Annotated in this window: 19 protein-coding genes and 1 pseudogene; 8 read left to right on the top strand and 12 right to left on the bottom strand. The window is 73.9% G+C overall.

Going from position 1 to position 22,412, the window contains the following annotated elements:
* Positions 1 to 89: 89 nt before the first annotated feature.
* The gene (locus ABD224_RS19640) at positions 90 to 1,733 is read left to right on the top strand and encodes an RICIN domain-containing protein (protein ID WP_344051642.1); all 1,644 of its coding nucleotides are present in this window, start codon (positions 90 to 92) and stop codon (positions 1,731 to 1,733) included.
* 228 nt (positions 1,734 to 1,961) lie between these two features.
* Here the strand turns inward: ABD224_RS19640 and ABD224_RS19635 are convergent.
* A pseudogene (locus tag ABD224_RS19635) lies at positions 1,962 to 2,449 on the bottom strand (cytosine permease); the annotation flags it as partial.
* A gap of 510 nt (positions 2,450 to 2,959) precedes the next feature.
* Between ABD224_RS19635 and ABD224_RS19630 the strand changes: the two are divergent.
* Positions 2,960 to 3,394: a protease inhibitor gene (locus ABD224_RS19630; RefSeq protein WP_344051640.1), complete on the top strand. Its 435-nt coding sequence runs from the start codon at positions 2,960 to 2,962 to the stop codon at positions 3,392 to 3,394.
* 227 nt (positions 3,395 to 3,621) lie between these two features.
* Here the strand turns inward: ABD224_RS19630 and ABD224_RS19625 are convergent, their stop codons facing one another.
* From ABD224_RS19625 to ABD224_RS19615, 3 genes are read right to left on the bottom strand one after another with little or no spacing between them, the layout of a single operon-like run.
* Positions 3,622 to 3,834: a CDGSH iron-sulfur domain-containing protein gene (locus tag ABD224_RS19625; RefSeq protein WP_425581015.1), complete on the bottom strand. Its 213-nt coding sequence runs from the start codon at positions 3,832 to 3,834 to the stop codon at positions 3,622 to 3,624.
* Complete coding sequence (locus ABD224_RS19620; RefSeq protein ID WP_344051638.1) at positions 3,815 to 4,486, bottom strand: HemK2/MTQ2 family protein methyltransferase; 672 nt, start codon at positions 4,484 to 4,486, stop codon at positions 3,815 to 3,817. Before ABD224_RS19620 ends, ABD224_RS19625 begins: the two co-directional genes overlap by 20 nt.
* 41 nt (positions 4,487 to 4,527) lie before the next feature.
* Complete coding sequence (locus tag ABD224_RS19615; protein WP_344051636.1) at positions 4,528 to 5,541, bottom strand: iron-containing redox enzyme family protein; 1,014 nt, start codon at positions 5,539 to 5,541, stop codon at positions 4,528 to 4,530.
* Positions 5,542 to 6,153: 612 nt separating this feature from the next.
* On the opposite strand from ABD224_RS19615, the gene ABD224_RS19610 reads away from it, so the two are divergent.
* Positions 6,154 to 7,542, top strand: a complete 1,389-nt coding sequence (locus ABD224_RS19610) for a S1 family peptidase (protein WP_344051634.1) — start codon at positions 6,154 to 6,156, stop codon at positions 7,540 to 7,542.
* 71 nt (positions 7,543 to 7,613) lie between these two features.
* On the opposite strand, the gene ABD224_RS19605 is transcribed toward ABD224_RS19610, so the two are convergent.
* Entirely contained in the window at positions 7,614 to 9,758 is a 2,145-nt protein-coding gene (locus ABD224_RS19605) for a PP2C family protein-serine/threonine phosphatase (protein WP_344051632.1), read from the bottom strand.
* A gap of 275 nt (positions 9,759 to 10,033) precedes the next feature.
* On the opposite strand from ABD224_RS19605, the gene ABD224_RS19600 reads away from it, so the two are divergent.
* The 5 genes from ABD224_RS19600 (at position 10,034) to ABD224_RS19580 (ending at position 14,220) form a co-directional block, all read left to right on the top strand.
* Positions 10,034 to 12,472 carry a SpoIIE family protein phosphatase gene (locus ABD224_RS19600; RefSeq protein WP_344051630.1) on the top strand — a complete coding sequence of 813 codons (2,439 nt, stop codon included), beginning with the start codon at positions 10,034 to 10,036 and terminating at the stop codon, positions 12,470 to 12,472.
* A 102-nt stretch (positions 12,473 to 12,574) separates the two neighbouring features.
* Entirely contained in the window at positions 12,575 to 12,892 is a 318-nt protein-coding gene (locus ABD224_RS19595; protein ID WP_344051628.1) for a hypothetical protein, read from the top strand.
* A 150-nt stretch (positions 12,893 to 13,042) separates the two neighbouring features.
* A complete protein-coding gene (locus ABD224_RS19590) occupies positions 13,043 to 13,411 on the top strand; it encodes a DUF6479 family protein (RefSeq protein ID WP_344051626.1) in 369 nt (122 codons plus the stop codon).
* 118 nt (positions 13,412 to 13,529) lie between these two features.
* Positions 13,530 to 13,718 (top strand): hypothetical protein, encoded by a 189-nt coding sequence (locus tag ABD224_RS19585; protein ID WP_344051624.1) that lies wholly within the window; start codon positions 13,530 to 13,532, stop codon positions 13,716 to 13,718.
* 4 nt (positions 13,719 to 13,722) lie between these two features.
* Positions 13,723 to 14,220, top strand: coding sequence for a metallophosphoesterase family protein (locus tag ABD224_RS19580; protein ID WP_344051622.1), 498 nt, complete (start codon positions 13,723 to 13,725; stop codon positions 14,218 to 14,220).
* Between the two features lie 413 nt (positions 14,221 to 14,633).
* Here the strand turns inward: ABD224_RS19580 and ABD224_RS19575 are convergent, their stop codons facing one another.
* The 7 genes from ABD224_RS19575 to ABD224_RS19545 all read right to left on the bottom strand — a co-directional run bounded on the left by ABD224_RS19575 (position 14,634) and on the right by ABD224_RS19545 (position 22,318).
* On the bottom strand, positions 14,634 to 15,284 hold the full coding sequence (locus tag ABD224_RS19575; protein ID WP_344051619.1) for an SRPBCC family protein: 651 nt from the start codon (positions 15,282 to 15,284) through the stop codon (positions 14,634 to 14,636).
* Between the two features lie 60 nt (positions 15,285 to 15,344).
* Positions 15,345 to 16,451: an XdhC family protein gene (locus ABD224_RS19570; RefSeq protein ID WP_344051617.1), complete on the bottom strand. Its 1,107-nt coding sequence runs from the start codon at positions 16,449 to 16,451 to the stop codon at positions 15,345 to 15,347.
* 2 nt (positions 16,452 to 16,453) lie between these two features.
* Positions 16,454 to 17,581 carry a vWA domain-containing protein gene (locus ABD224_RS19565; protein ID WP_344051664.1) on the bottom strand — a complete coding sequence of 376 codons (1,128 nt, stop codon included), beginning with the start codon at positions 17,579 to 17,581 and terminating at the stop codon, positions 16,454 to 16,456.
* 104 nt (positions 17,582 to 17,685) lie between these two features.
* Positions 17,686 to 18,576, bottom strand: coding sequence for an AAA family ATPase (locus tag ABD224_RS19560; protein ID WP_344051614.1), 891 nt, complete (start codon positions 18,574 to 18,576; stop codon positions 17,686 to 17,688).
* Positions 18,577 to 19,431, bottom strand: a complete 855-nt coding sequence (locus tag ABD224_RS19555; RefSeq protein ID WP_344051612.1) for an FAD binding domain-containing protein — start codon at positions 19,429 to 19,431, stop codon at positions 18,577 to 18,579.
* Positions 19,428 to 21,821: a xanthine dehydrogenase family protein molybdopterin-binding subunit gene (locus tag ABD224_RS19550; RefSeq protein ID WP_344051610.1), complete on the bottom strand. Its 2,394-nt coding sequence runs from the start codon at positions 21,819 to 21,821 to the stop codon at positions 19,428 to 19,430. Before ABD224_RS19550 ends, ABD224_RS19555 begins: the two co-directional genes overlap by 4 nt.
* Entirely contained in the window at positions 21,818 to 22,318 is a 501-nt protein-coding gene (locus tag ABD224_RS19545; protein ID WP_344051608.1) for a (2Fe-2S)-binding protein, read from the bottom strand. Before ABD224_RS19545 ends, ABD224_RS19550 begins: the two co-directional genes overlap by 4 nt.
* Positions 22,319 to 22,412: the final 94 nt, after the last annotated feature.

The following is a 22,412-nucleotide window of genomic DNA, read 5'->3' as shown; positions in this document are numbered from 1 at the left end:
AGCCCGGAGAGTCGGGCCGATTCGCCGCCGGACATAGGCTGGGCCCGCGCGCTCGCACCATTCAGGTACGTACCGAAGGAAGCCGTTTCGTGCCCACCCCCCACCTTGCTCGTCCTCCCTATCCGCCGCCGGGCGGTACCCAAGGAGAGCCCGACGAGTCCCTCGCCGCACGGCTCGCCGGCAGCTCGGACGCCGAAGCCGCCCAATGCGTCGCCCTGCTGATGGCCCGGCACTGGCAGCCGGTCCACGAATACGCGGCGATCTGCCTCGCCTCCACGACACCGACCGCGGCCATGGTCGCCTCGGCCGCCTTCCACCAGGTCTTCGAACGGCTGACCCTGGGCGAACCGGGAACGGCCCTGCGCCCTCGGCTGCTGGTGACCGTACGGAACACCGTCCGGCTGTGGGCCACGGAGGAGCAGGTGTCCGGCGTCCTCCCGGAGTTGCGCAAACCCGCCGGAGGCCGGGGGATGCGGGCCACCGCGTCCCCGATACCGGAGAACCGCCGGCTCGCCCAGCGGGCCTTCGAGGAATTGTTCCCGGCCGGCCAGTGCCTGCTGTGGCACACCGAGGTGGAGGCCGAACCCCTCGATGTCCCGGCCGGACTGCTGGGCGTGGACCTCGAGACGGCGGCGCTCACCCTGGAGCAGGCGCGGGAGAAGTTCCGCGAGGGCTGTGTGCGCGCCCACCTGGAACTCGCGCCCACCGACGGCTGCCGCCTCTACAACCGGCTGCTCGACGCCCCGATCCGCCGCGGCGGCGATCTGCTGCCGGACGTCCGGCGGCATCTGGACGACTGCCGCTACTGCCGGGAGGCGGCCGGACAACTCGGCCTGGTGGAGAAGGGACTGGGCGAACTGCTCGCCGAAGCGGTGCTCGGCTGGGGCGCCGCCCGCTACCTCGAAACGCGTCCGGACCGCGCCCTGCGGGCCCCGCGCGCCAGAGGCTCCGGCCGGCGCGGCGGCAGACGGTCGGCCGGCGGCGGCCGGAGCCGGCCGCTGTCCCGGGTCATGGTGTCCGGCCGCATCCCCGGCGCCCCGCGGTCGTCCCGTGCGCTGCGCACCGGTCTCGGGCTGGTCCCCGCCGGACTGCTCGCCACCGTGCTCGGCATCAGCCTGTGGTCCAGCGACAGCGGCACCGCCCCGGCCGCGTCCACCGGCGCGATCGGGGCCGGGGTCACGGCACCCGGTACCGCCTTCCCGGCCCCGCCCGCCGGTTCGGCGGCGTCCGGCACCCCCGGGCTGTCCCCGGGGAGCGGGCAGACCCGGCTGCGCAATGTCTCGATCGGCCTGTGCCTCGCCGTCCGGGGCGAGCCGAGGGACGGGGCGGCCGCCGAACTCGCCGAGTGCTCCTCGGCGGAGGACCAGCAGTGGTCCCTGGAGGACGACGGTCTGCTGCGCAGCGCCGCCGACCCCGGGCTGTGCCTGGACTCGCACGCCGACGCGGGTGTGGTCGTCCTCGGCACCTGCGCGGAGTCCGGCACCGAACGTGCCTCCGATGTGCGCTACAACACCGGCCCGCGGGGGGAGTTGCTGCCCCGCTGGGAGGGAGGACTCGCCCTCGCCCCCGCCTCGCCGCAGGTGGGCGCCGATGTGATCGTCAAGGTCCGCGACGGCTCGACGGCCCAGCGCTGGGCCGTCGACTCCTCGTCGGAGAGCCCCGGTTCGCTGTCGATCGCCGGGACGCGCACCCCGTCGGCCCGCCAGGCGGGCCTGTCGGGCGACGCCACCTGAGCGGCCGCCTCGGGACGGCCGCCGGCCCGATCGGCCCACGGGCCGGTGCGTTGGAGCCGGCGGAAGCGGCCGTCCGTCACCCTCCGGTGCGTCCGGCAACGCCTCGCCCCCGCGAAACGCCGGCGCGGGCGGCGGACCCGGCGTCGGCTCTTCGTGGCGGGACACCGCCACCGGGCCGGTGTCCGGCACGCCCGGTCCGGTGACCGGCGGCACCGGGATGCCGACGGCACGGGCCGGCTGCGGAACCACCGAGGCGAAGTCCGGCCCGGTGCCGTACAGGAAGGTCGTGCCCGTCGGCATGCCGCCGATCGGCGTGAGCGGACACACCGGCGGGAAGAACCGGCTCGGCGAGACGGCGAGCGGCCCGCCCAGGAAGGCGGGGCCGCGGGGTCGACGTACTCGGGGGCCTTGGCGGCGATGACGCTCACCGTCGCCCGGATCGAAGACGAACGGCAGCAGGGCGGCGGCCTGCCCCGGGAAGGCGGCACCGACCACCTTGCGGCGCGGAGTGCCGGCCGGGATGCGGCGCGACCGGTCACCGGGGAACGCGCCGAAGGACACCGGGTCGGACGGCACGACCAGGGCCGCGCCGATGAACGACGGCCAGAACACCGACTGCGTGGCCGCATCCGCCGAGTCGGCGGACACACCGGCGTACCCCGGGGCGAAGTCGTCGGCAAGGCGATCGCACCGAGCAGGAACAGCGCACTCGCCGAGGCCGCCACGGGGGTGTGCGCCGGGAGGCGGACGCCGTCCTCGAGAGATGTGCCGACGCCGGTGCGGGCCGCAGGACCCGGGCCGGCGCAGCCGGAGCGTCACGGGCGCGGCCGCATGTATGAACGACCACATGTGTGAACAAAGTGTGTCTGCCGTGCACGCCGCTTTTGCGGTTCTTTCGCAATCATGTAACGACCTCTATCGCCCTAAACGTGAACACAATGGGTCATAAGGGTTCATGCTGCGAGCGGAAACGGAATGTTTCAGGACGATTAACGGGCGCAGGGATTCGGCCATCCGGCCGGATTCGGTGATCGACAAGCCCGTGGATTGGGGGTTGTGGCGCATGGACTCTGTGACTTCGCGCCACTGATTCAATACGCAAGGTTACTGAAATCAGTGGGTTCGATGTGAGTTTCGGCGCCGGACTCGGCAGACTCCCGCACGCCGGCCGGCACCGACCGAGTCGCGACCGGCACCCGACGACACTCAGCGGAAGGAAGCACACGATGCGGAACACCGCGCGCTGGGCAGCAACTCTCGGCCTCGCGGCCACAGCCGTCTGCGGACCCCTCGCCGAGGCGGCCCTGGCCGGCCCGTCCCCCGCCCCCGCCACGCTCTACGCCCCCTCGGCCCTGGTGCTCACCGTGGGCCACGGCGTCACCGCGGCGACTGCCGCTCCGGAGCGCGCCGTCACCCTGACCTGTGCCCCGAGACCTTCCGGCAGCCACCCGGCCGCGTCCGACGCATGCGCCGAGCTGAGGGCCGCAGGCGGTGACGTCACCGCGCTCAAGGCGCGCGACGACGTGATGTGCACCTGGGAGTACAACCCCGTGGTGGTCACGGTCCAGGGCGTCTGGGAGGGCAAGCGCGTCTCCTACGAGCGCACCTTCTCCAACGAGTGCATGATGAACGCTTCCGCGAAGAGCGTCTTCTCGTTCTGAGGGACCGGGATCGCGTGGTCTCCGCACATGACTGAAGGGGCCCGCGATGGGGAGTGCGGAGTCCCCGGTGCGGAGAGTCAGAGCGATCTCGTAGGGGCCGGCGGGCGGAGTGGGGCCGCCCGCCGGCCCCGGCACATGGGCGCGGCACACCGCCGCGCCGCCCCGCGCCCCGGCCGCGCACCCGCGCCGGCCTCCGTACCGCCCGCCCTCCCGGCCGTTCGCTGCCCCTATCCCCGCTCGCGGTGGCTGGTGTCGCACCACGGGTAGCGGCGGCTGCGACGGCAGGTGCACAGGGCGACACGGAAACGGTCGGAGAAGACGGTGGTGCCGTCCTCGAGTTCCACCTCGACCGGACCGTCGACGAGGATCGGGCCGCGCCGCTGCATCGTGACCCGGCGGGGCGGGTCGGAGCGCGGGGCGTCAGAGGGGACGTTCGCCACGGACGACCACCAACTCCTCTTTCTCGTCGGCCTCGTCGGCCCCCTCGTCCGCGGGCAGCAGACCGCGCTCGCGCAGCCAGTCGCGCCTCGACCGCAGAACGGGGCCGAAGGCGATCCAGTGGCGGCGCACCACCGAGGCCTTGAGGCCGGCCGTGCGCAGCCGGTCCAGGGTGCGGCCGGGGCCGCTCAGCGCGGAGTGGACGATCAGCAGGACGCCTCCGGGCCGCAGCAGCGGGGGCGAGTCCCGGCAGATCCGGTCCAGCACCAGCCGTCCGTCATGTCCCGCGTCCCAGGCGCGGCGCTTGCCGCGCGGTCCGCGCCGGGTGTCGGGAGCCGGTACGTACGGGGGGTTGGCCAGGATGAGGTCGAACGACCGTTCGCGTACCGGGTCGAAGAGATTCCCGTGGTGGATGCGGACCGGAAGCCGGCTCAGCCGGGCGTTGAGCCGTGCGGTCCACACCGCACGCCAGGAGATGTCCACCGCGGTCACCTCGGCGCCCCGCCGGGCGGCCACCAGGGCCAGCGCACCGCTCCCGGTCCCCACGTCGAGGACCTGTGCGCCCGGCGTGCGCGGCTCGTCGGCCAGGGCCTCGGCCAGCAGCGCGGTGTCGTCCTGTGGGGCGTAGACGCCTGGAAGCAGCAGTGCATACACGATCGGCGAGTACCCCGGTGCCCGGGAAGTACTTGTGACACTCAGGAAGCACCTGTCACTTCCTGTGCGAGGGGGGTCCGGAGCGACGACCGTCCGGCGCGCCAGTCGGCGAGCAGCCGTGCGCCGAGACGGTCCTCCAGATATCCGGTCGCGTCGATGCCGAAGGTCACGTCGGCCGCCAGGTGCGGCTCCTCGGCCAGCAGCCCGCCGAGCACGTCATGACGCACCACCTGCTCATGCACGGCGTCCGCCTCCACGTGTTCGTCGTAGAAGAACTGCGCGGCCGGTCCGGCGCCCGTCCGGCGCAGTGCCTCGGCCAGCCGCCGTGAGCCGGGGGAGGAGGTGATCTCGACCGCGGCGAAGTGGCCCACCAGGGCGCCTCGCAGCTCGCGGTGCAGCCCGAACAGGGACATCAGGTTCACCGTCGCCAGGGCCTCCGCCGAGGCCGCGTCCAGATAGCGGCCATAGGTCGTGTCCAGGCACAGGTCGGTCATCAGGTCGGCGAACAGCCGGGCGTGGACGCGTTCGGCACGGCCGCCGCCCCACTCGTCGAACTCCACCGCCGCCATGGCCGCCTTGGCCCGGCCCCACAGACGGGGCAGCACCCAGGCGTGCGGGTCGGCCTCCTTGAGGTGGTACAGGGAGCGCTGGACCGCGTACTCCCGCAGCTGCCACAGGGTGCCCTCGTCCCGCAGATAGTGGCTGACGCCCGTGCCGCGGACCGGTTCGACGAGAAGGGCGGCGAGCGCGTCGTCGAGGCTGTCGTGCGCGGGTGTGTCGGCGCGCAGCGCGGACAGGAACCGGTGCTCCAGCGCCGAGCGGACCCGCAGCAGGTCCGGGTCCCACTCGCGTTGTGCGTCGACCCCGGCGAAACCCCGGTAGTGCAGCTCGTAGCACAGGTACAGGGCGAGCTGGAGATCGTCGCCGTACGCCGTCGCCCCGCCGATCTCCTCGGCGCGCGGCAGCGGCCCGGTGCCCCGCAGATGGGCCGTCACGGCGGCGGAGACGGGGCCCCGGGCGGGGGGCAGCTCGGGTTCTCGGTGGTCGTGCCGCATGCGGCCCGGGTACCCCGCCCGGCGCTTTCATGTGTCCCCGGCGGGATCCGGGAGGAGCCGCCCGCGGACACGGGCGGCTCCTTTCGGATCCCTTTCCGGAGCCCGCCGTCCTGACCGCGCTCCGGCCCGGCCGCCGCCGGTGCCGTCGAGGCGCCGGACGCGCCGCACCGGAAACAGCGGCCGGCCTCCGCCGCACTCGCGCCCGCCGGCCGGCCCCGCCCACCGGGCCGGCGGCGACCGGACCGGATCCGGCCGTCCGTACAGCGGTACGGCGCCCCCGCACACCACTCGACGGCTCGACGGCACCCGCGCCCGGACACGTCTCGCCGCGAGGCCCGTGCAGCGCCCCGCCGAGGCCGGCGACGACCGGCGGCGGGCCCGTGGTGCGGCACCGCGTCCGGTGCACCCGGCAGCGGGATCCGACGGTGCGTCAGACGGGTGCCGGTACGGCTCGGGACGCGTGCGGAAGCCGGCCGATTCCTTGCGGTGGAGGACGAGTTGGCGAACGGGATTGAACATGTCACGCGCCCCGTGCGTATCAAAGGCCATCCAGGCGTCCCCCAACCACCGCTGGACGGTGGCCAGGACCCCCGTCCACAGGAGGTCGAGAAGTTGAGTCACAAGCGAATTCCGAAGCGCAAGGCCGCGATTGCGGCAGGCGGCGTGGTGGCGCTCGGTGCGGCGGCGATACTGCTCCCGAACGCCAACGCCTCCCAGGACGGCGCAACGGAGAACGTCACCCCCAGGACCCTGAAAGCCAAGGACGCCTCACACCTGTCCGCACAGCTCGCCAGAACCCTCGGCGACTCCTACGCCGGCGCGTACTACGACGGTGACAGGCAGCGGCTCGTCGTCAACGTGGTGCGCGGCGACACCGCCATGGCCGCCCGGGCGAGGAAGGCGGGCGCGGTCGTCCGCCAGGTCGACAACAGCATCGCCGAACTGAAGTCCGCCGAGCAGACCTTGAGGAGCAAGGCCGCCATCCCCGGCACGGCCTGGACCGTCGACCCGCGCACCAACAAGGTCCTGGTCACCGCCGACAGCACGGTCACCGGAGCCAAGTGGAACAAGCTGGAGTCCACGGTCGAGAGCCTCGGCTCGGGCATGGCCACTCTGAAGAAGGCCCCCGGGACCTTCAAGACGTTCGCCTCCGGCGGCGACCCCATCTTCTCCCGGGCCCAGGGCGGCACCGTCCGCTGCTCCCTCGGCTTCAACGTCACGGCCTCCGACGGCAGCCCCGCCTTCCTGACCGCCGGGCACTGCGGCGACCCGGGCACGCAGTGGTCGGACTCCGCGAACGGCCGGCCGATCGCCACGGTCGAGCAGTCCACCTTCCCCGGCAGCGACTTCGCCCTCGTCAAGTACGACGACCCGAACACCCAGGCACCGAGCGAGGTCAACGTCGGCAACGGGCAGACCGTCCGGATCAACCAGGCCGCGGAAGCCACCGTCGGCACGACCGTCTTCCGGATGGGCAGCACCACCGGGCTGAACAGCGGCCAGGTGACCGGCCTCAACGCCACCGTCAACTTCCAGAGCGACACCAGCCCGACCGGCGTCGACACCGTCACCGGCCTCATACAGACCACCGTCTGCGCCGAGCCCGGCGACAGCGGCGGCTCCCTGTTCACCCAGGACGGCAACGCGCTCGGCCTCACCTCCGGCGGCAGCGGCGACTGCACCCAGGGCGGCGTGACCTTCTTCCAGCCGGTCACCACGGCCCTCGAGGAGACCGGCGCGACGCTCGGCGCCGCGGCCGGCAACGGCGCGGGCGACCAGGCCGGCGGTGACCAGGCCGGCAACGGCGCGGCTGACCAGCAGGGCGGCGATCAGGCCGGCAACGGCGCGGGCGACCAGGCCGGCAACGGCGCGGCTGACCAGCAGGGCGGCGATCAGGCCGGCAACGGCGCGGGCGACCAGGCCGGCATGGGCGACCAGCAGGCCGGCGGCGGTTACAACTCCGGTGCGGCACGGGGCTCCGGGCGCGGCTGGAACCACTGACGGCACCCTTCGGGCGGCTTCCCCCCTGAGCCGCCCCACGGGTCCGGCCCTCCGGCCGGAGGGCCGGACCGTCAGCCGTCGTCCCGCATGCGCAGCAGGAGCACCGCCACGTCGTCGATCCGCTCCCGCGCCGCCATGCAGCGCTGCACCAGCAGATCGGCCAGCTCGTCCGGCGGCGCGTCCCCGGCCTCACCGAGCTGGTGCCCCAGCTCCGCGATGGCGTTCTCGAGGTCCGTCTCCGGCGACTCCACCAGTCCGTCGGTGTAGAGAAGGAGCGTCGAGCCGGGAGCGAGGCCGACTCGCGTCGTCGTGTACACCGCCGTCGCGTCGATGCCCAGCAGCGGGCCTCCGGCCAGGTCGAGCACCCGCACCCGTCCGTCCGGCAGTCTCAGCAGCGGCGGCGGATGCCCCGCCCGGGACATCACGGCCGAGTGGCTCGCCGGATCGAGCCGCAGATACAGGCAGCTGGCGAACAGTTCGACCCCGAGGTCCATCAGCAGCCGGTTGGTGCTGCGCATGACCTCCCCCGGTTCCTGGCCCACCGTGGTGTACGCCCGTACCGCGGTGCGCAGCTGCCCCATCAGCCCGGCTGCGGTCACGTTGTGCCCCTGCACGTCCCCGATCACGGCGGCCGCCGTCGGCGGGGTGGCCACCATGTCGTAGAAGTCGCCGCCGATCTCCATGTGCTGCGTGGCCGGCAGATAGCGTCCGGCCGCGTCGAGGCCGGCCAGCCGCGGCAGCGAGTGCGGCAGCAGCGCCTGCTGCAGACCGTGCGCCAGCCGGTGCTTGGCGTCGTAGAGCCGGGCCCGCTCCAGGGCCTGCGCCATCAGCCCGCCCAGACTGATGAGCACCGCCCGCTCGTTCGTGGAGAAGTGGTGCGGCTCGGCGTAGGAGAGCACACAGGTGCCCACCGGGCGCCCGGAGGCGATGAGCGGCAGATACGCCCAGGCGGCGAAGCCGTCGGGCACCGAGAGGCAGTCCGGGTACAGCCGCTCCATCTGCTGCCGTGACTCGAAGAAGGCGGGCACTCCCTTGGCCAGCACATGGGCGCCCGGCGTCGGCGCGGTCAGCGGGACCCCGTCGAACATCTCGACGACGCGCGGGTCCTGGTATCCGCGGTGGCCGAGCACATGCAGCCGCCCGGACTGCGAGCCGAGGATCATCAGGGCCTGGCCGCCCACCGCCGGGACGATCTCGTCCGCGATCAGCCGCACCACGTCCCGTACGCTGACCGTCTCGGTCAGCCCTCCGGCCAGGTGCAGCACATGCGAGATGGTGATCAGCCCGGTCCGTTCCGCACCGGGCTCCGGCGCGCCGCGGCTCAGCGCCTCCACCGCCCGGGTCCGGCTGATCCTCATGCTCAGCCCGGTGGTGTCCGGATACATCCGGAACGACAGCCAGTCGCCGGGCGGGCGCAGCGCCACGAAGGAGGTGACGCGCTGGCTGATCAGCGCGGCCCGGTAGCGGTCCTCGTACACCGGGTCGTTCAGCCACGGCACCGACTTCCACAGCGGGACGCCCAGCAGTGTGCTCACGGGCAGGCCGATCAGATCGGCGGCGGCGGGGTTGGCGTAGGAGACCCGGCCGTGCAGATCGAGGGCGACCAGCCCGTACGGCAGCCGCGCCACCAGGCGGGCCGCCTCGGCCGAACCGGGGGCGTCGGCCGCCTCGTCCGCGGGGTCCAGGGTGAGGAGATCGGGCCCGGGGCGCACCGGGCGGTTCTCCGCCGCGGCCTGCTCCAGCTGCGTCGCGAGCCGGTCGCAGGACGCGGTCAGATGCTTCCGCTCCCAGTCGGACAGCTCCGGCGGATGGGACGCGGGCCAGACCACGAAAACGGCCCCGTACACGGCCTTCCCGGTCGCCAGGGGCAGCGCGGCCATCGCGAAGGGATACGGCGCCACGACGGAGATCCGCGGATAGCGGCGGGCCATCTCCTCCTCGTCGCCGACCCAGACCAGCCGCCGGTCGCGCACCGCGTGGGCGATCGGGAACGGCGCGTTCAGCCCGACCCGCTCCCAGGGGGAGGCGAACGTCCGGGGCAGGCCCGCCATCACCGCCATCTCCAGCACCGGCCGGCCGGGCGCCGGCAGATACACCGCACCGGCGTGCGCGTGGACCTCGTCCAGCAGGGCGGCCAGCGCCCGGGACAGCACCGGGCCCTCGGCCGTCCGGTCGGCGGCCGACGGTTCCCGGTGAGGCGCGTTCCCGTCGGACACGCCCGACCACCTCCTCGCTCGGCCGCGCGTGGGTCCTGGCACCCAGACTCCCCCTTGACGGCCCGGCCCGCACGGTGAACCGGACCGCGGGACGGCCGGCAGCACCGGCCGCACGCCCGTCCCCCGGACCACCGCGCACAACGCGCCCCCCGGATCGCCGTGCACACCGCGTACGCCACCGCACATTCGACATGTTTCGAGCGCCGTCCACCGTGGAATCCCGTGAAACCGTCCCAGGGGCTGCACAACCGGGTGATACGCGCTGTAATGGCCACGTGGTCAGTGAGGGAGCTGCGGTACGCAGTACGAGGACACTGCGGGCCGAATCCGCCCTCAGGACGCTCGCCGCCACCTCCGCCCCCGATCGGTCGCGTCGCGTCCTGGAACAGGCCCTGGTCTTCGCCAACGCGGCGTTCGCCGGTGTGTACGTCCCCGGCGCGACGGGCGAGGTGCTGTCCTTGTCGGAGTCGGCCGGTGTGCCGAGGGCCCTGTACGGGGTGAGGGACAGCTACCGCCTCGCCGGGCGGTCCCCGGCCGCCGACGCCCGCCGCACCGGGCGGGCCGTGTGGCTGGGTCCCGAAGAGCTCGCCAGGCGCGCCGATTCCCGGCGGATGCCCGCCGGGAACATGTCCCTGGCCGCGCTGCCGCTGCGCGGACCGGAGGGCGGCGTCCTGCTCGCCGTCACCGAGAGCCCGGTCGGTTTCGACAGCGAGGACCGGGCGTGCCTGGAGCTGATCGCCGAGGCCGTCGCCTGTCCCGCCGCCACCGAGGTCACGCACACCGAGGAACTGCCGCCGGACGCGTTCAGCCTCGCGACGGACAGCGGACGGGTGGAGGTCGGCGACGCCCTCCTCGAACTGTTCGGCCTGAACCGGTCCGGTTTCGACGGCAGGGTCGAGACGCTGCTGGCGCTGACCGTGCCGGAGGACCTGCCGTCGCTGATGTCCGTGGTCGAGGCCGACCACATGTTCAGCGGCGAGCGCGAGCTGGAGTTCCGCGTCCTGCAGCCGTCCGGCCCGCCCCGGTGGGTGCGGCTGCGCGGCCGGCTGCTGCCCGGCGGCGAGGGCCGCCCCGCCCGGCTGGTCGGCACCGTCGCCGACGTCTCCACCCTGCGCCCCGGTGTCACCGACGCCGCCCGGGTCCAGCGGCTCGCCGCGGCCCTGGCGACCGCGGGCACCGTCCACGACGTCAGTCAGGCGGTGGTCGCCGCGTTGCGCGACCCCCTGCGGGCCGACCGGATCGCGCTCGCCGAACTGGAGAACGACCGTCTCGTCGTCACCGCCCTGGACCCGCCCGAACCGGAGGCCTGGCCCGAGCTGTGGCGCCTGCAGTGGCGCACCGAGTGGCCGGACGCCCCGGTGCGGGCCATGCCCACCCTGGCCGCCGTCCTGCGCGAGGGACGCGCCCGGATCTGGTCCGGCGGCACCGACCTGGAGCCGGCTCTCGCCGGGGTCGGCCCCGGCGGTCTCGCGGTCCTGCCGCTGACCGCCGAGGGCCGCACGGCCGGGGTCTGCCTGGTCGGCTGGGACGCCCCGCACGACTTCACCCCCGACGAGCGTGCCCTGCTCACCGCCTCGGCCGGTCTGGCCGGGCAGGCCCTGGTGCGCGCCCGTGCCTTCGACGCCGAGCACGAGCTCGTCGGCATGCTCCAGCGCACCCTGCTGCCCCGCCGCCTGCCGGGGCTGCCCGGTGCCACGGCCGTCGCCCGCTATCTGCCCGCGACGGCCGGTCTGGAGGTCGGCGGCGACTGGTACGACGTGATCCCGCTGGCCGACAATCACGCGGCCCTCGTCATCGGCGACGTCCAGGGCCACAACGCGGGCGCCGCCACCTTGATGGGCCAGATGCGCACCGCCCTGCGCGCCTATGCCACCGAGGGGCACCCGCCGGACGTGGTGGTCTCGCACGCCAACCGGCTGCTGCTGGAGATGGAGACCGACCGGTTCGCCACCTGCACCTATGTCGACGTCGACATGGAACAGGGCACCGCCTGGTGCGTGCGCGCCGGGCATCTGCCGCCCGTGCTGCGCCACCCGGACGGCCGCATCGAGGTCGTGGAGGCCGAGGTCGGCCCTCCGCTCGGGGTCCTGGACCAGGCCGACTTCCCGATGACCCCGCTGCGGTTCAGGCCCGGCACCGTACTCGCCCTGACCACCGACGGCCTGGTGGAGTCCGCCGGCAAGGACATCGACGAAGGCCTGGAGCAGTTCGGCCGCGACCTGGTCGGCGCCGACCCCGCCCACCTCGGCCTGGTCGCCGACGCCCTGCTCGGCGACGCCCGCCGCAATGACGACATCGCCCTGCTCCTGATGCGCTACGACGGCATGGCCGTACGCCCGCTCAGGGAGAGCTGGACGGTGTGGCGGGTGCCCGAGGCGGTCCGGCACGCCCGTCGCTTCACCCGGCGCACTCTGCGCTCCTGGGGGGTGACCGAGGGCATGGACGTCGCTCTCCTCGTCGTCTCCGAGCTGGTCACCAACGCCCTTGTGCACACCGGCGGCCAGGTCCGTCTGGACCTCAGTCTCGTCAACGGCAGACTGCGCATCGCCGTCGCCGACAACTCGCCCCGCACCCCCGTCAAGCCGACCGGCATCGGCTGGGAGGCCACCGGAGGCCGCGGCATCCTCCTCGTCGAGGCCGTGTCGGACGCCTGGGGCGCCGTGCCGGTGGGCGGCGGCAAGCAGGTGTGGAGCGAGGTGCTGCTCGGGTCGTGAGACCGCCCGTGGACCGCGCGAGGCCGCCACACGGGTGCGCCGCGCCCCGGTCACGGCAGGTCGCGGCGCCGTGCGGACCCCTCGTGCTTAGGGTCCTGGGCTGTGTCACACACCTTCGAAGAGCTCGTGGCCAAGCAGCGGGCGGTCGACGAGGCGCACACCCGGGTCGAACAGCTGCGTGAGCACTATGGGTCGCCCGCGCAGGAACGATGGGCCGGACCCCAGAGCGAGACGTACGAGACGGCGTGGCGTGCCTGGCGCGACCTGGTCCGTGATCTGCAGGCCGCCCTGGGCGAGTACGCGAGCGACGAGGGCAGGACCCGTGCCGAGGTCGAGGCCGAGGTGGTACGGGCGGCGCGTTCGACCGGGGAGACCGGGGAGACGGGGCAGGGCGGCGCCGGCGCCCCGGACGGGTCATGAGCCCCGCACGGCGGCCGCGGAGCGAGCGGGCCGGGGCACGTCCGCCGTCGGCGGCAACGGGACGGACCCGGCCGTACCGGCCGGGCCGGAGCCGCGTCCCGGCCGGTTCTCGCGGGCATCCGCCGGCCGGGGCGGGGTACCCGCGGCCCCATGCATGTCTCTTGGTACGAAGCAGCCACCGCGACCTCGGTCCTCGGAGGCGCCGTCATCGTCGTCGGCGGCCTGGTGATCGCCACCGCCCTGGTGTGGGCCGTCCGGCTCGGCATCGGGGTCGCACGGAACGAGCCCAGGACCCCCCGAAGCGGTGAGCACCCGACGCCGCCCGGGTCCGGACCGGTCCACGAGACCCACCAGCGGCGCGAGCCCGCCGAGGTGCCCCGGGCCGAGGAGACCGGCCGGCGGCTGAGCCCGCACGAACTCGGCTCCCCGGGCAGCAGGCCCAGCGGGGACCAGGGCCGCCCGCGCTGGGACGGGGACTCCGGCGGCTCGTTCGGCAGCGGAGGCCCCGGCGGCCGGTGACCGGGTACGGGCGTACCGGGCGGGTTTGCCCCGGCCCCTCGCGGGGGACCCGGCCGGGGCCGCTCGGGGGACACGGACGGAGAGCGGGCGGAGAAGTGACGAAGGACGAGGAGACGTCGTGACCGCGCACACCACCGGGAAGTCCGCCGCGAAGCCCGTTGCCCAGCAGCCCGAGACGGGCTGGGCGGAAGCCCGCCGCCTGCGGAAGAAGAGGGTGCGCACCTGGCTCCCGGCCGTCGAGGACCGTTCCGGACCGCCCCAGGACCGCACGGGTCCCGAGTGGAACATCGTGCGCGGCGAGGACTGAGCGTGTGCGACTGCTGCTGGTGAGCGACACCCATCTGCCCAAGCGGGCCAAGGAGCTGCCCGCGCCTCTGCTCGCCGAGCTTCCCCGTGCCGACGTCGTCCTCCACGCGGGGGACTGGGTCGACACCGCCACCCTGGATTTGCTGCGGAGCCGCAGCCGCCGTCTGATCGGCGTGTACGGCAACAACGACGGACCCGAGCTGCGCGCCCGCCTGCCCGAGGTGGCCCGCGCCGACCTCGGCGGGCTGCGTGTCGGCGTCGTCCACGAGACCGGACCCGCCCGTGGCCGCGAGGCCCGCTGTGCCGCCCGCTTCCCGGACCTCGACGTCCTGGTCTTCGGGCACAGCCGCATCCCCTGGGACACCACCGCGCCCACCGGTCTGCGCCTGCTCAACCCGGGGTCCCCGACCGACCGCCGCCGCCTGCCCCACTGCACGTACATGACGGCCACCGTCGCCGACGGCCGCCTCACCGCCGTGGAGCTGCACCGGCTGCCGCGCTGACACGCGGAGGCCGTCGCGCCGGCACACAGGACCGGCACACAGAAAGGGCGGCCCCTGCAGGGGTCGCCCCGGTCACTCTTCCCTTTCTCGTGTGCGGCTGTTCGGTGAGATCCGGGCCGCTTCGTGGACGGAAGCGGCCCGGGCGCTGCGAGTGTGCGCTGTCACGGACCTCCTTCCGGCGAGGATGTGCCGCACATGTGCCGCAGAGGTCATGCATGCCTCATCCGTCGGAGGCGCGCGTACCCGCCCCTTCGCGGACTCACACCGGTGATCAAGGAAAAAATCTCCTTCACCGGGAAAAATGCCGGAAGGGCAAAACCACAGGTCACAGGGGCAACGCCGGCCGACTGACGACTCATGCGCACCGTGATGAACAGAGGAGCGGACGACCCGCCCCCGGCCCCCGAGGCGCGTCAGGGGCGCCGGAGCCGGCGTACGCCCATGACCAGCAGCACGACGGCGACGGCCGCACCCGCCACCGCGGCGGCCCGCTTGGCCACCGGTGCGCCGGCGGTGCGCAGCAGATCGAGCGGTTCGGACTCCGCACGCTCCGCCGCGGGCCGCTCACGGGCCTCCCCGGGGGCGCCCGCCACGGCGCCCTCGGCGGCCGGGGCCGACGGCGCCCCGGCGAGCCGTTCGGACAGACAGTCGGCGAACTGCCCGACCAGCCGGTCGCCCACCTCCGCCAGCACCCCGCGCCCGAACTGCGCCGGACGGCCGGTCACCGTCAGATCGGTGCGCACCGACACCGCCGTGACACCGTCCCGTTCCTCCAGGGTGCCCGTGACCGTGGCCCGCGCCGTCCCCTGCCCGCGCGTCTCCCGGCCGCTCGCGGCGAGCACCAGGCGACGGGCCGTCTCGTCCTGCTCCTCGAAGACCGCCGTCCCCTTGTACGTCACCGTGATCGGACCCAGCTTGACCTTGACCGACCCGGTCACGGTCCTGCCGTCGTACTCCTCCACGGTGGCCCCCGGCAGACAGGGCGCCACGCGCTCGATGTCGAGGAGCGCCCGCCAGGCGTCGTCGACCGGGACGGGCACGGTGAACTCGTGGTGCAGTTCCATGACATCGTCTCCTCGGCTGTCTCCTCAGCTGTCTCCTCGCCGGCGCCTCGCTCCGGCGCCTCAGGCGGAGTCGGCCGCGTGGATGGCCCCGGAGGTCTCGGTCAGGGGGGCGCAGGTGCCGCCCCAGCGCAGCGCGATGATCTCGGCTGCGACGGACACGGCCACCTCCTCGGGGGTGCGGGCGCCCAGGTCCAGGCCCACCGGGGACCGCAGCCGGGACAGCTCCTCCTCCGACAGGCCGGTCTCCACCAGCCGTTTCATCCGGTCGCGGTGGGTGCGGCGGCTGCCCATCGCCCCGATGTAGGCGGCCGGCCGGCGCAGCGCCTCCTGAAGCAGCGGTACGTCGAACTTCGGATCGTGGGTGAGGACACAGATCACCGTGCGCTCGTCGGTGTCCGTGCCGTGCAGATAGCGGTGCGGCCAGTCCACGACCACCTCCACCTCCGCGGGGAACCGTTTCGGCGTGGCGAACACCGGGCGGGCGTCGCACACCGTGACCCGGTAGCCGAGGAAGACCCCGACACGGGCCACCGCGGTGGCGTAGTCGATCGCGCCGAACACCAGCATCCGCGGCGGCGGGGCGAAGGAGTGCAGGAACACCGTGACGGCGTCCTCGCGGCGCTCGCCGTGCGGGCCGTAGTGCCTCAGCCCCGTGGCGCCCAGGGCGAGTTCACCGCGGGCGTCCGCCGTCACCGCCGCGTCCAGACCGGGCGTGCCCAGGGTGCCCGCCACCGTCCCCGGCCACACCGCGAGCGTCGCCCCGCGCGGAGCCGGACCGTCGACCACGGTCGCCACGGTCACCGGCTCACCGGCGGTGACGGACGCGGCGACCGCGCCGAAGGCCGGGTCGGTCTCGGGACTCACCGGCCTGACCAGGACGGAGATCTCGCCCCCGCAGGTGAGGCCGACCGCGAACGCGTCCTCGTCGCTGTAGCCGAAGGACGCCATCTGGGCCTCGCCGCTCGCCACGACCTCCTGCGCCAGGTCGAACACCGCCCCCTCCACGCACCCCCCGGACACGCTCCCCACCACCTCGTCGTCCGGGCCCACCGCCATCGCCGCGCCCGGCTCGCGCGGCGCGCTGCGGCTCACCGCGACGACGGTGGCGAGCCCGAACGGCACCCGTGCCGCGTACCACCGCTCCAGCACCGGAAGAATGTCCCGCACGCTCAGCTCCCTTCCCGCACATCCGCCGCGGCCGGGGGCTCGGCACCCCGCACCACCGCCGCCAGCCGTTCCAGCGCGGCCAGGCTGTGACCCTCCACGAAGGCGTCCACGCTGGGCAGCGCCGCCGCCATGCCGGCGGCGAGCGGGGCGTACCCGGGACGTGCCTTGCGGGGGTTGGCCCAGATCACCCGGTGCGCGAGCCGGTGCAGACGCCGCATCTGGGCGGCGAGCAGCCGTGGATCGCCCCGCTCCCAGCCGTCGGACAGCAGCACGACCACGGCGCCGCGGGCCATGCCCCGCTGGCCCCAGCGGTCGAGGAACTCCCGCAGCAGCTCGCCCAGCCGGGTGCCCCCGCGCCAGTCGGGCACCGCCTCGGCGACCGCGGCCATGGCCAGGTCCGGGTCCCGGTGCGACAGCTCCCGGGTGACCCGGGTCAGCCGGGTGCCGATGGTGAACACCTCCGTGCGCCGGCCCCGGACGGCGGCGTGCGCGAACCGCAGCAGGGCGTCGGCGTACGGCCCCATGGACCCGCTGACGTCGACGAGCAGGACGACCCGGCGGGGCCGCTCGGTGCGTGCGTGCCGCCGCAGCAGCGCCGGCTCGCCGCCGAGCCGCAGCATGTCCCGCACGGTGCGGTGCGGATCGACCTCCCCGCGCCGGGCCGGCCGCCTCCGCGCGGTGCGCCGCGTCTGCCCGCGCAGCGCGAACGCGGCCAGCAGCCGGCGCACCTGCGCACGTTCCGCGGGATCGAGAACCGCCACGTCGCGGTGGCGCAGGATCTCCACGGAACTGGCGAGCGAGGCGACGGGCGGACCCTCCCGCTCCCCCTCGGCCGGCTCGGCGGGCGGCCCGCCGGGCGCGTCCCGCACGACCGGCCGCAGCCGGGGCAGCGGAACGGCGGCCCGTGCCGCCCGGGCGGGATCCCGGTCCGTGCCGAAGTAGGCGGCGAACACCCGCTCGTACCGCTCCAGGTCGTCCCGGTCCCCGCACAGCGTCAGCCGGCCGGCCCAGTACACATCCGCCCGCACCCCGGGCCGCAGCACCGCCACGGCCCGCAGAAAGGCGTGCACCCGCTCGGCGCTCACCGCGACACCGGCCGCCCGCAACGACCGCGCGAACCCGAGCAGCACGGCATCGGCCCCGAGCGGCCCGTCCGGCGCCGGTGCCGTGCCGCACGGCGCCCGCCAGTCCCCGCCCGCCCCCCTCTCCCCGCGGCGTTCCCGCTCCACACCGATCACGCTCCCCGCCGTGCGAGGGCCGCCGCGAAGTCCAGGCCGCGGGCGCGCTCCAGGTCCTCGCGGTACTTCAGCACCGAGCCGAGCGTGGCCACCGCCAGCTCCGCATCGACCTCGGTGGCGCCGAGGGCGTCCAGGGCACGGGCCCAGTCCAGGGTCTCCGCGACACCCGGGGGCTTGAGCAGATCCTCGGCACGCAGGGCCTGCACCAGCGCGGTGACCTGCTCGGCCAGCCGCGCCGACACCCCGGGCAGCCGGCGGCGGACGATGGCGAGCTCACGGGCGAAACCGGGATGGTCGAACCAGTGGTACAGACACCGCCGCTTCAGGGCGTCGTGCACCTCCCGCGTGCGGTTGGAGGTCAGGACCACCACCGGCGGCACCTCGGCCCGCAGCGTGCCCAGTTCGGGGACCGTCACCTGGAACTCCGACAGCACCTCCAGCAGGAACGCCTCGAACTCGTCGTCGGCCCGGTCGATCTCGTCCACCAGAAGCACCGACGGCTGCGTCTGCAGCGCCCGCAGCAGCGGCCGGGCGATGAGGAACCGCCGGTCGTACAGCTCGCGTTCCAGCCGGTCGGCGTCCCGGACCCCGGCCGCCTCGGCGGCCCGCAGATGCAGCAGCTGACGGGGGAAGTCCCAGTCGTACAGCGCCTGGGAGGCGTCGATGCCCTCATGGCACTGCAACCGGATCAGCGGGGCGCCGAGCGCCTCGGCGAGGGCGGCGGCGAGCGCGGTCTTGCCCACGCCCGCGTCGCCCTCGCAGAAGACCGGACGGTGCAGCCGGAGCGCCAGGAAGCAGGCCACGGCCAGCCCGTCGTCGACGAGATATCCCGTCTCCTCCAGACGAGCCCGTACCTGCTCGGGGCTGTCGACGGGGATGATCGGCACTCACCCCATTCCGGCGGCGGCCAGGACCGCCCGCTTGGTGAGCACCCGCGCCAGATGCGCCCGGTACTCGGGCGAGGCCGACGCGTCCCGCGAGGGCCGTGTGCCCTCCGCCGCCGACTGCGCCGCCCGCGCCACCGCGTCCGGGTCCCCGGCACCGGCCAGCGCCTCCTCCGCGGCAGTGGCACGCAGCGGGGTGGCGCCCATGTTGGTCAGCCCGATCCGCGCCTCGGCGATGCGCCCGTCGTCGCGCCGCACCAGCGCGGCCACGCCGACCATCGCCCAGGACTGGGCCACCCGGTGGAACTTCTCGTAGCGGTACCCCCAGCCCTCCCGCTTCGGCACCCGTACCTCCACCAGGAGCTCGTCGGGGGCCAGCGCGGTCTGCAGATAGTCCGCGAAGAAGTCGCGCGCCGGGATCGTGCGCCGCCCGCCGGGACCCGCGGCCACCAGCTCGGCGTCCAGCGCCAGCGCCACCGCGGGCAGGTCCCCGGCCGGGTCGGCGTGCGCGAGCGAGCCGCCGAGGGTGCCCCGGTGCCGTACGGCCGGATCGGCGACCGTCTCCGTGGCCTGCGCCAGCAGGCCCGCGTACCGCCGCACCAGCGGGTCGTGGACCACCTCGTGATGCGTGGTCAGCGCCCCGATGGCGAGCATGCCGCCGTCCTCGCGGACCCCGCGCAGCCCGGGGATCCGCCCGATGTCGACGACCAGTTCGGGAAAGGCCAGCCGCAGCCGCAGCAGCGGCAGCAGGCTCTGCCCGCCGGCCAGCACCTTCGCCTCCTCGCCCGCGTCGGCGAGGAGGCGCACGGCCTCGTCCAGGCCGGCGGGCCGGACGTAGTCGAATGCGGGGGGAATCATGCCGAGGCCTCCTTCTGCGCCGTGCCGGACGGCTGCGCCGCCCGGACGGCCTCCCAGACCCGCTCCGGTGTGCACGGCATCGGCACGTCGTGCACACCCAGGGGCCGCAGCGCGTCCACGATCGCGTTGACGACGGCCGGGGTCGAGGCGATCGTGCCCGCCTCGCCGACGCCCTTGACCCCGAGCGGGTTGGTGGAGGCGGGCGTCTCGGTCCGGTCGGTGACGAACTCGGGCAGATCCGCCGCCGACGGCACCAGGTAGTCGGCCAGCGTGCCGGAGACCAGGTTGCCCTCCGTGTCGTACACCGCCTCCTCGTACAGAGCCTGTGCGATGCCCTGGGCGAGACCGCCGTGCACCTGTCCCTCGACGATCATCGGGTTGATCACCCGGCCCACGTCGTCCACGCAGACATAGGACCGGATCCGGGTCCGCCCGGTCTCGGTGTCGACCTCGACCGCGCACAGATGGGTGCCGTGCGGATAGGAGAAGTTCTCCGGGTCGTGCACGTGTTCGGCGTTGAGGGTGGGTTCCATGCCGTCGGGCACGTTGTGCGAGATGAAGGTCTCGAAGGCGACCTCCTGGATGGTCTTGCGTGCCTCGGGCGAGCCCTTGACGGAGAACACCCCGTTTGTGAACTCCAGGTCGTCCTCGCTCGCCTCCAGCAGGTGCGCCGCCACCTTCCGTGCCTTCTCCACCACCTTCTCGGCGGCCCGGTGCACGGCCGCCCCGCCCACCGCCAGCGAGCGCGAGCCGTAGGTGTCCATGCCCTGCGGGGCCGTCTGGGTGTCGCCGTGCAGCACCTCGATGTCCTCGAACGGCACGCCCAGGACGTCCGCGGCGATCTGGCTCCAGGAGGTCACATGCCCCTGCCCGTGCGGGCTGGTGCCGGTGACCACCTCGACCTTGCCGGTGGGCAGCATCCGGATGCTCGCCGCCTCCCAGCCGCCGGCCCCGTACCTCAGGTCCCGCAGCACCCGGCTCGGGGCCAGTCCGCACATCTCCGTGTACGTCGACACCCCGATGCCGAGCCGTACGGGATCCCCGCGCTCGTTGCGCTCGCGCTGCTCGGCCCGCAGCTCGTCGTAGCCGAACAGGGCGAGGGCCTTGTCGGTGGCCGCCTCGTAGTGGCCGCTGTCGTAGGTCAGGCCCGCGATCGTGGTGTACGGGAACTCCTCGTGCCGGATCCAGTTGCGGCGCCGCACCTCCACCGGGTCCAGGCCCACCTCGGCGGCCAGTTCGTCCATGATCCGCTCGATGGCGTACGTGGCCTCCGGGCGACCGGCGCCGCGGTAGGCGTCGGTCGGGGTGCGGGTGGTGAACACCCCGGTGCAGGTGAACTCGTAGGCGTCCATCTTGTAGATCCCCGGGTACATGAACGCGCCCAGGATCGGGATGCCGGGCGTGACCAGCATCAGATAGGCGCCCATGTCGGCGAGCAGATCGACCTTGAGGCCGAGCAGCCTGCCCTCCCGGGTCGCGGCGAGCTCGATGTCCTGGATCATGCCGCGGCCGTGGTGGGTGGCCAGATAGCCCTCGGAGCGGGACTCGGTCCACTTCACCGGCCGTCCCAGCTTCCGGGCGATCGCCAGCGCGAGGGCCTCCTCGCCGTACACCTGGAGCTTGGAGCCGAAGCCGCCGCCCACGTCGGGGGCGACCACCCGCAGTTTGTGCTCGGGGACGCCGGTGACCGTCGACAGCATGATCCGCAGGATGTGCGGGATCTGGGTCGCCGAGTACACGGTGTACTCGCCGGAGGCGGCGAGCGGGGCGACGACGACCGCGCGCGGCTCCATGGCATTGGGGATGAGCCGCTGCTGCCGGTAGCGGCGCTTGATCACGACATCGGCGCGCTCCCTGACCGACGCGTAGTCCTCACCGGTTTTCAGCGGCCACACATAGGCACGGTTGGTGCCCTTGTCGGCGTGGACCAGCGGGGCTCCCTCGGCGAGCGCCTCCTCCAGGTCCAGCACCGGGGGCAGCGGCTCGTAGTCGACCTCGATCGCCTCCAGCGCGTCGGCGGCGGCGTACCGGTCGCGGGCCACCACGACCGCCACCGGGTCGCCGGCGTGCCGCACCTCGTCGAGGGCGAGCGGCGGGTGGTCGGGCAGGACCATGTCCTCGGTGACGGGCCAGGCACAGGGCAGCGACCCCAGGTCATCGGCGAGGTCGCGGCCGGTGAACGCGGCGACGACGCCGGGGCGTTCGAGGGCGGGGGAGACGTCGATGCGCTCGATGCGGGCGTGCGCCATGGGGCTGCGCAGGACGGCCAGGTGCAGCAGTCCGGGGACGCCGATGTTGTCGGTCCAGTTGGTCTGGCCGGTGATCAGCCGCGCGTCCTCCTTGCGGAGCCGGGCGCGGCCGACCTCGGGTGCGACGGCCTGGTCGGTCATGCCGTCACCTCCTGGGTGCTCTGTCGTGCGGATGCGCTCGTCTCCTCGGCGGCGGCGAGCACCGCCCGGACGATGTTCTGGTAGCCGGTGCAGCGGCACAGGTTGCCCTCGAGCGCCTTGCGTACCTCGTCGGGGCCGGGGCGGGGGTTCTCCCGCAGCAGATCGCGCGCGGCCATGATCATTCCGGGGGTGCAGTAGCCGCACTGCAGGGCGTGCTGCTCGTGGAACGCCCGCTGCAGCGGCGTCCACTCGCCGTCGCGGGCCAGCCCCTGGACGGTGGTCACCTCGCACCCGTCCGCCTGGACGGCCAGCACCGTGCAGCTCTTGACGCTCACACCGTCGAGCTCGACCGTGCAGGTCCCGCAGTTCGAGGTGTCGCAGCCGATCGGGGTACCGGTCAGGCCGAGCCGGTCGCGCAGATAGTGGACCAGCAGGAGACGGGGCTCCACGTCGTCCTCGTAGGCCGTGCCGTCCACCGTGACCGAGATGTAGGTCATGTGCCCTCCAGGACCTTATGGGCATGAGCGAGGGAAATCAGCGACCTCGTGATGTATGTCACTCTATGTCCACGTTCTGGGGGCGGCGAGTGGT

Source organism: Streptomyces thermoalcalitolerans (assembly GCF_039525155.1).
In the GTDB taxonomy this organism is placed as follows: domain Bacteria; phylum Actinomycetota; class Actinomycetes; order Streptomycetales; family Streptomycetaceae; genus Streptomyces; species Streptomyces thermovulgaris.
Note: the sequence above shows the minus strand (reverse complement) of the source record. Positions and strands in the feature narration are given on the sequence as shown.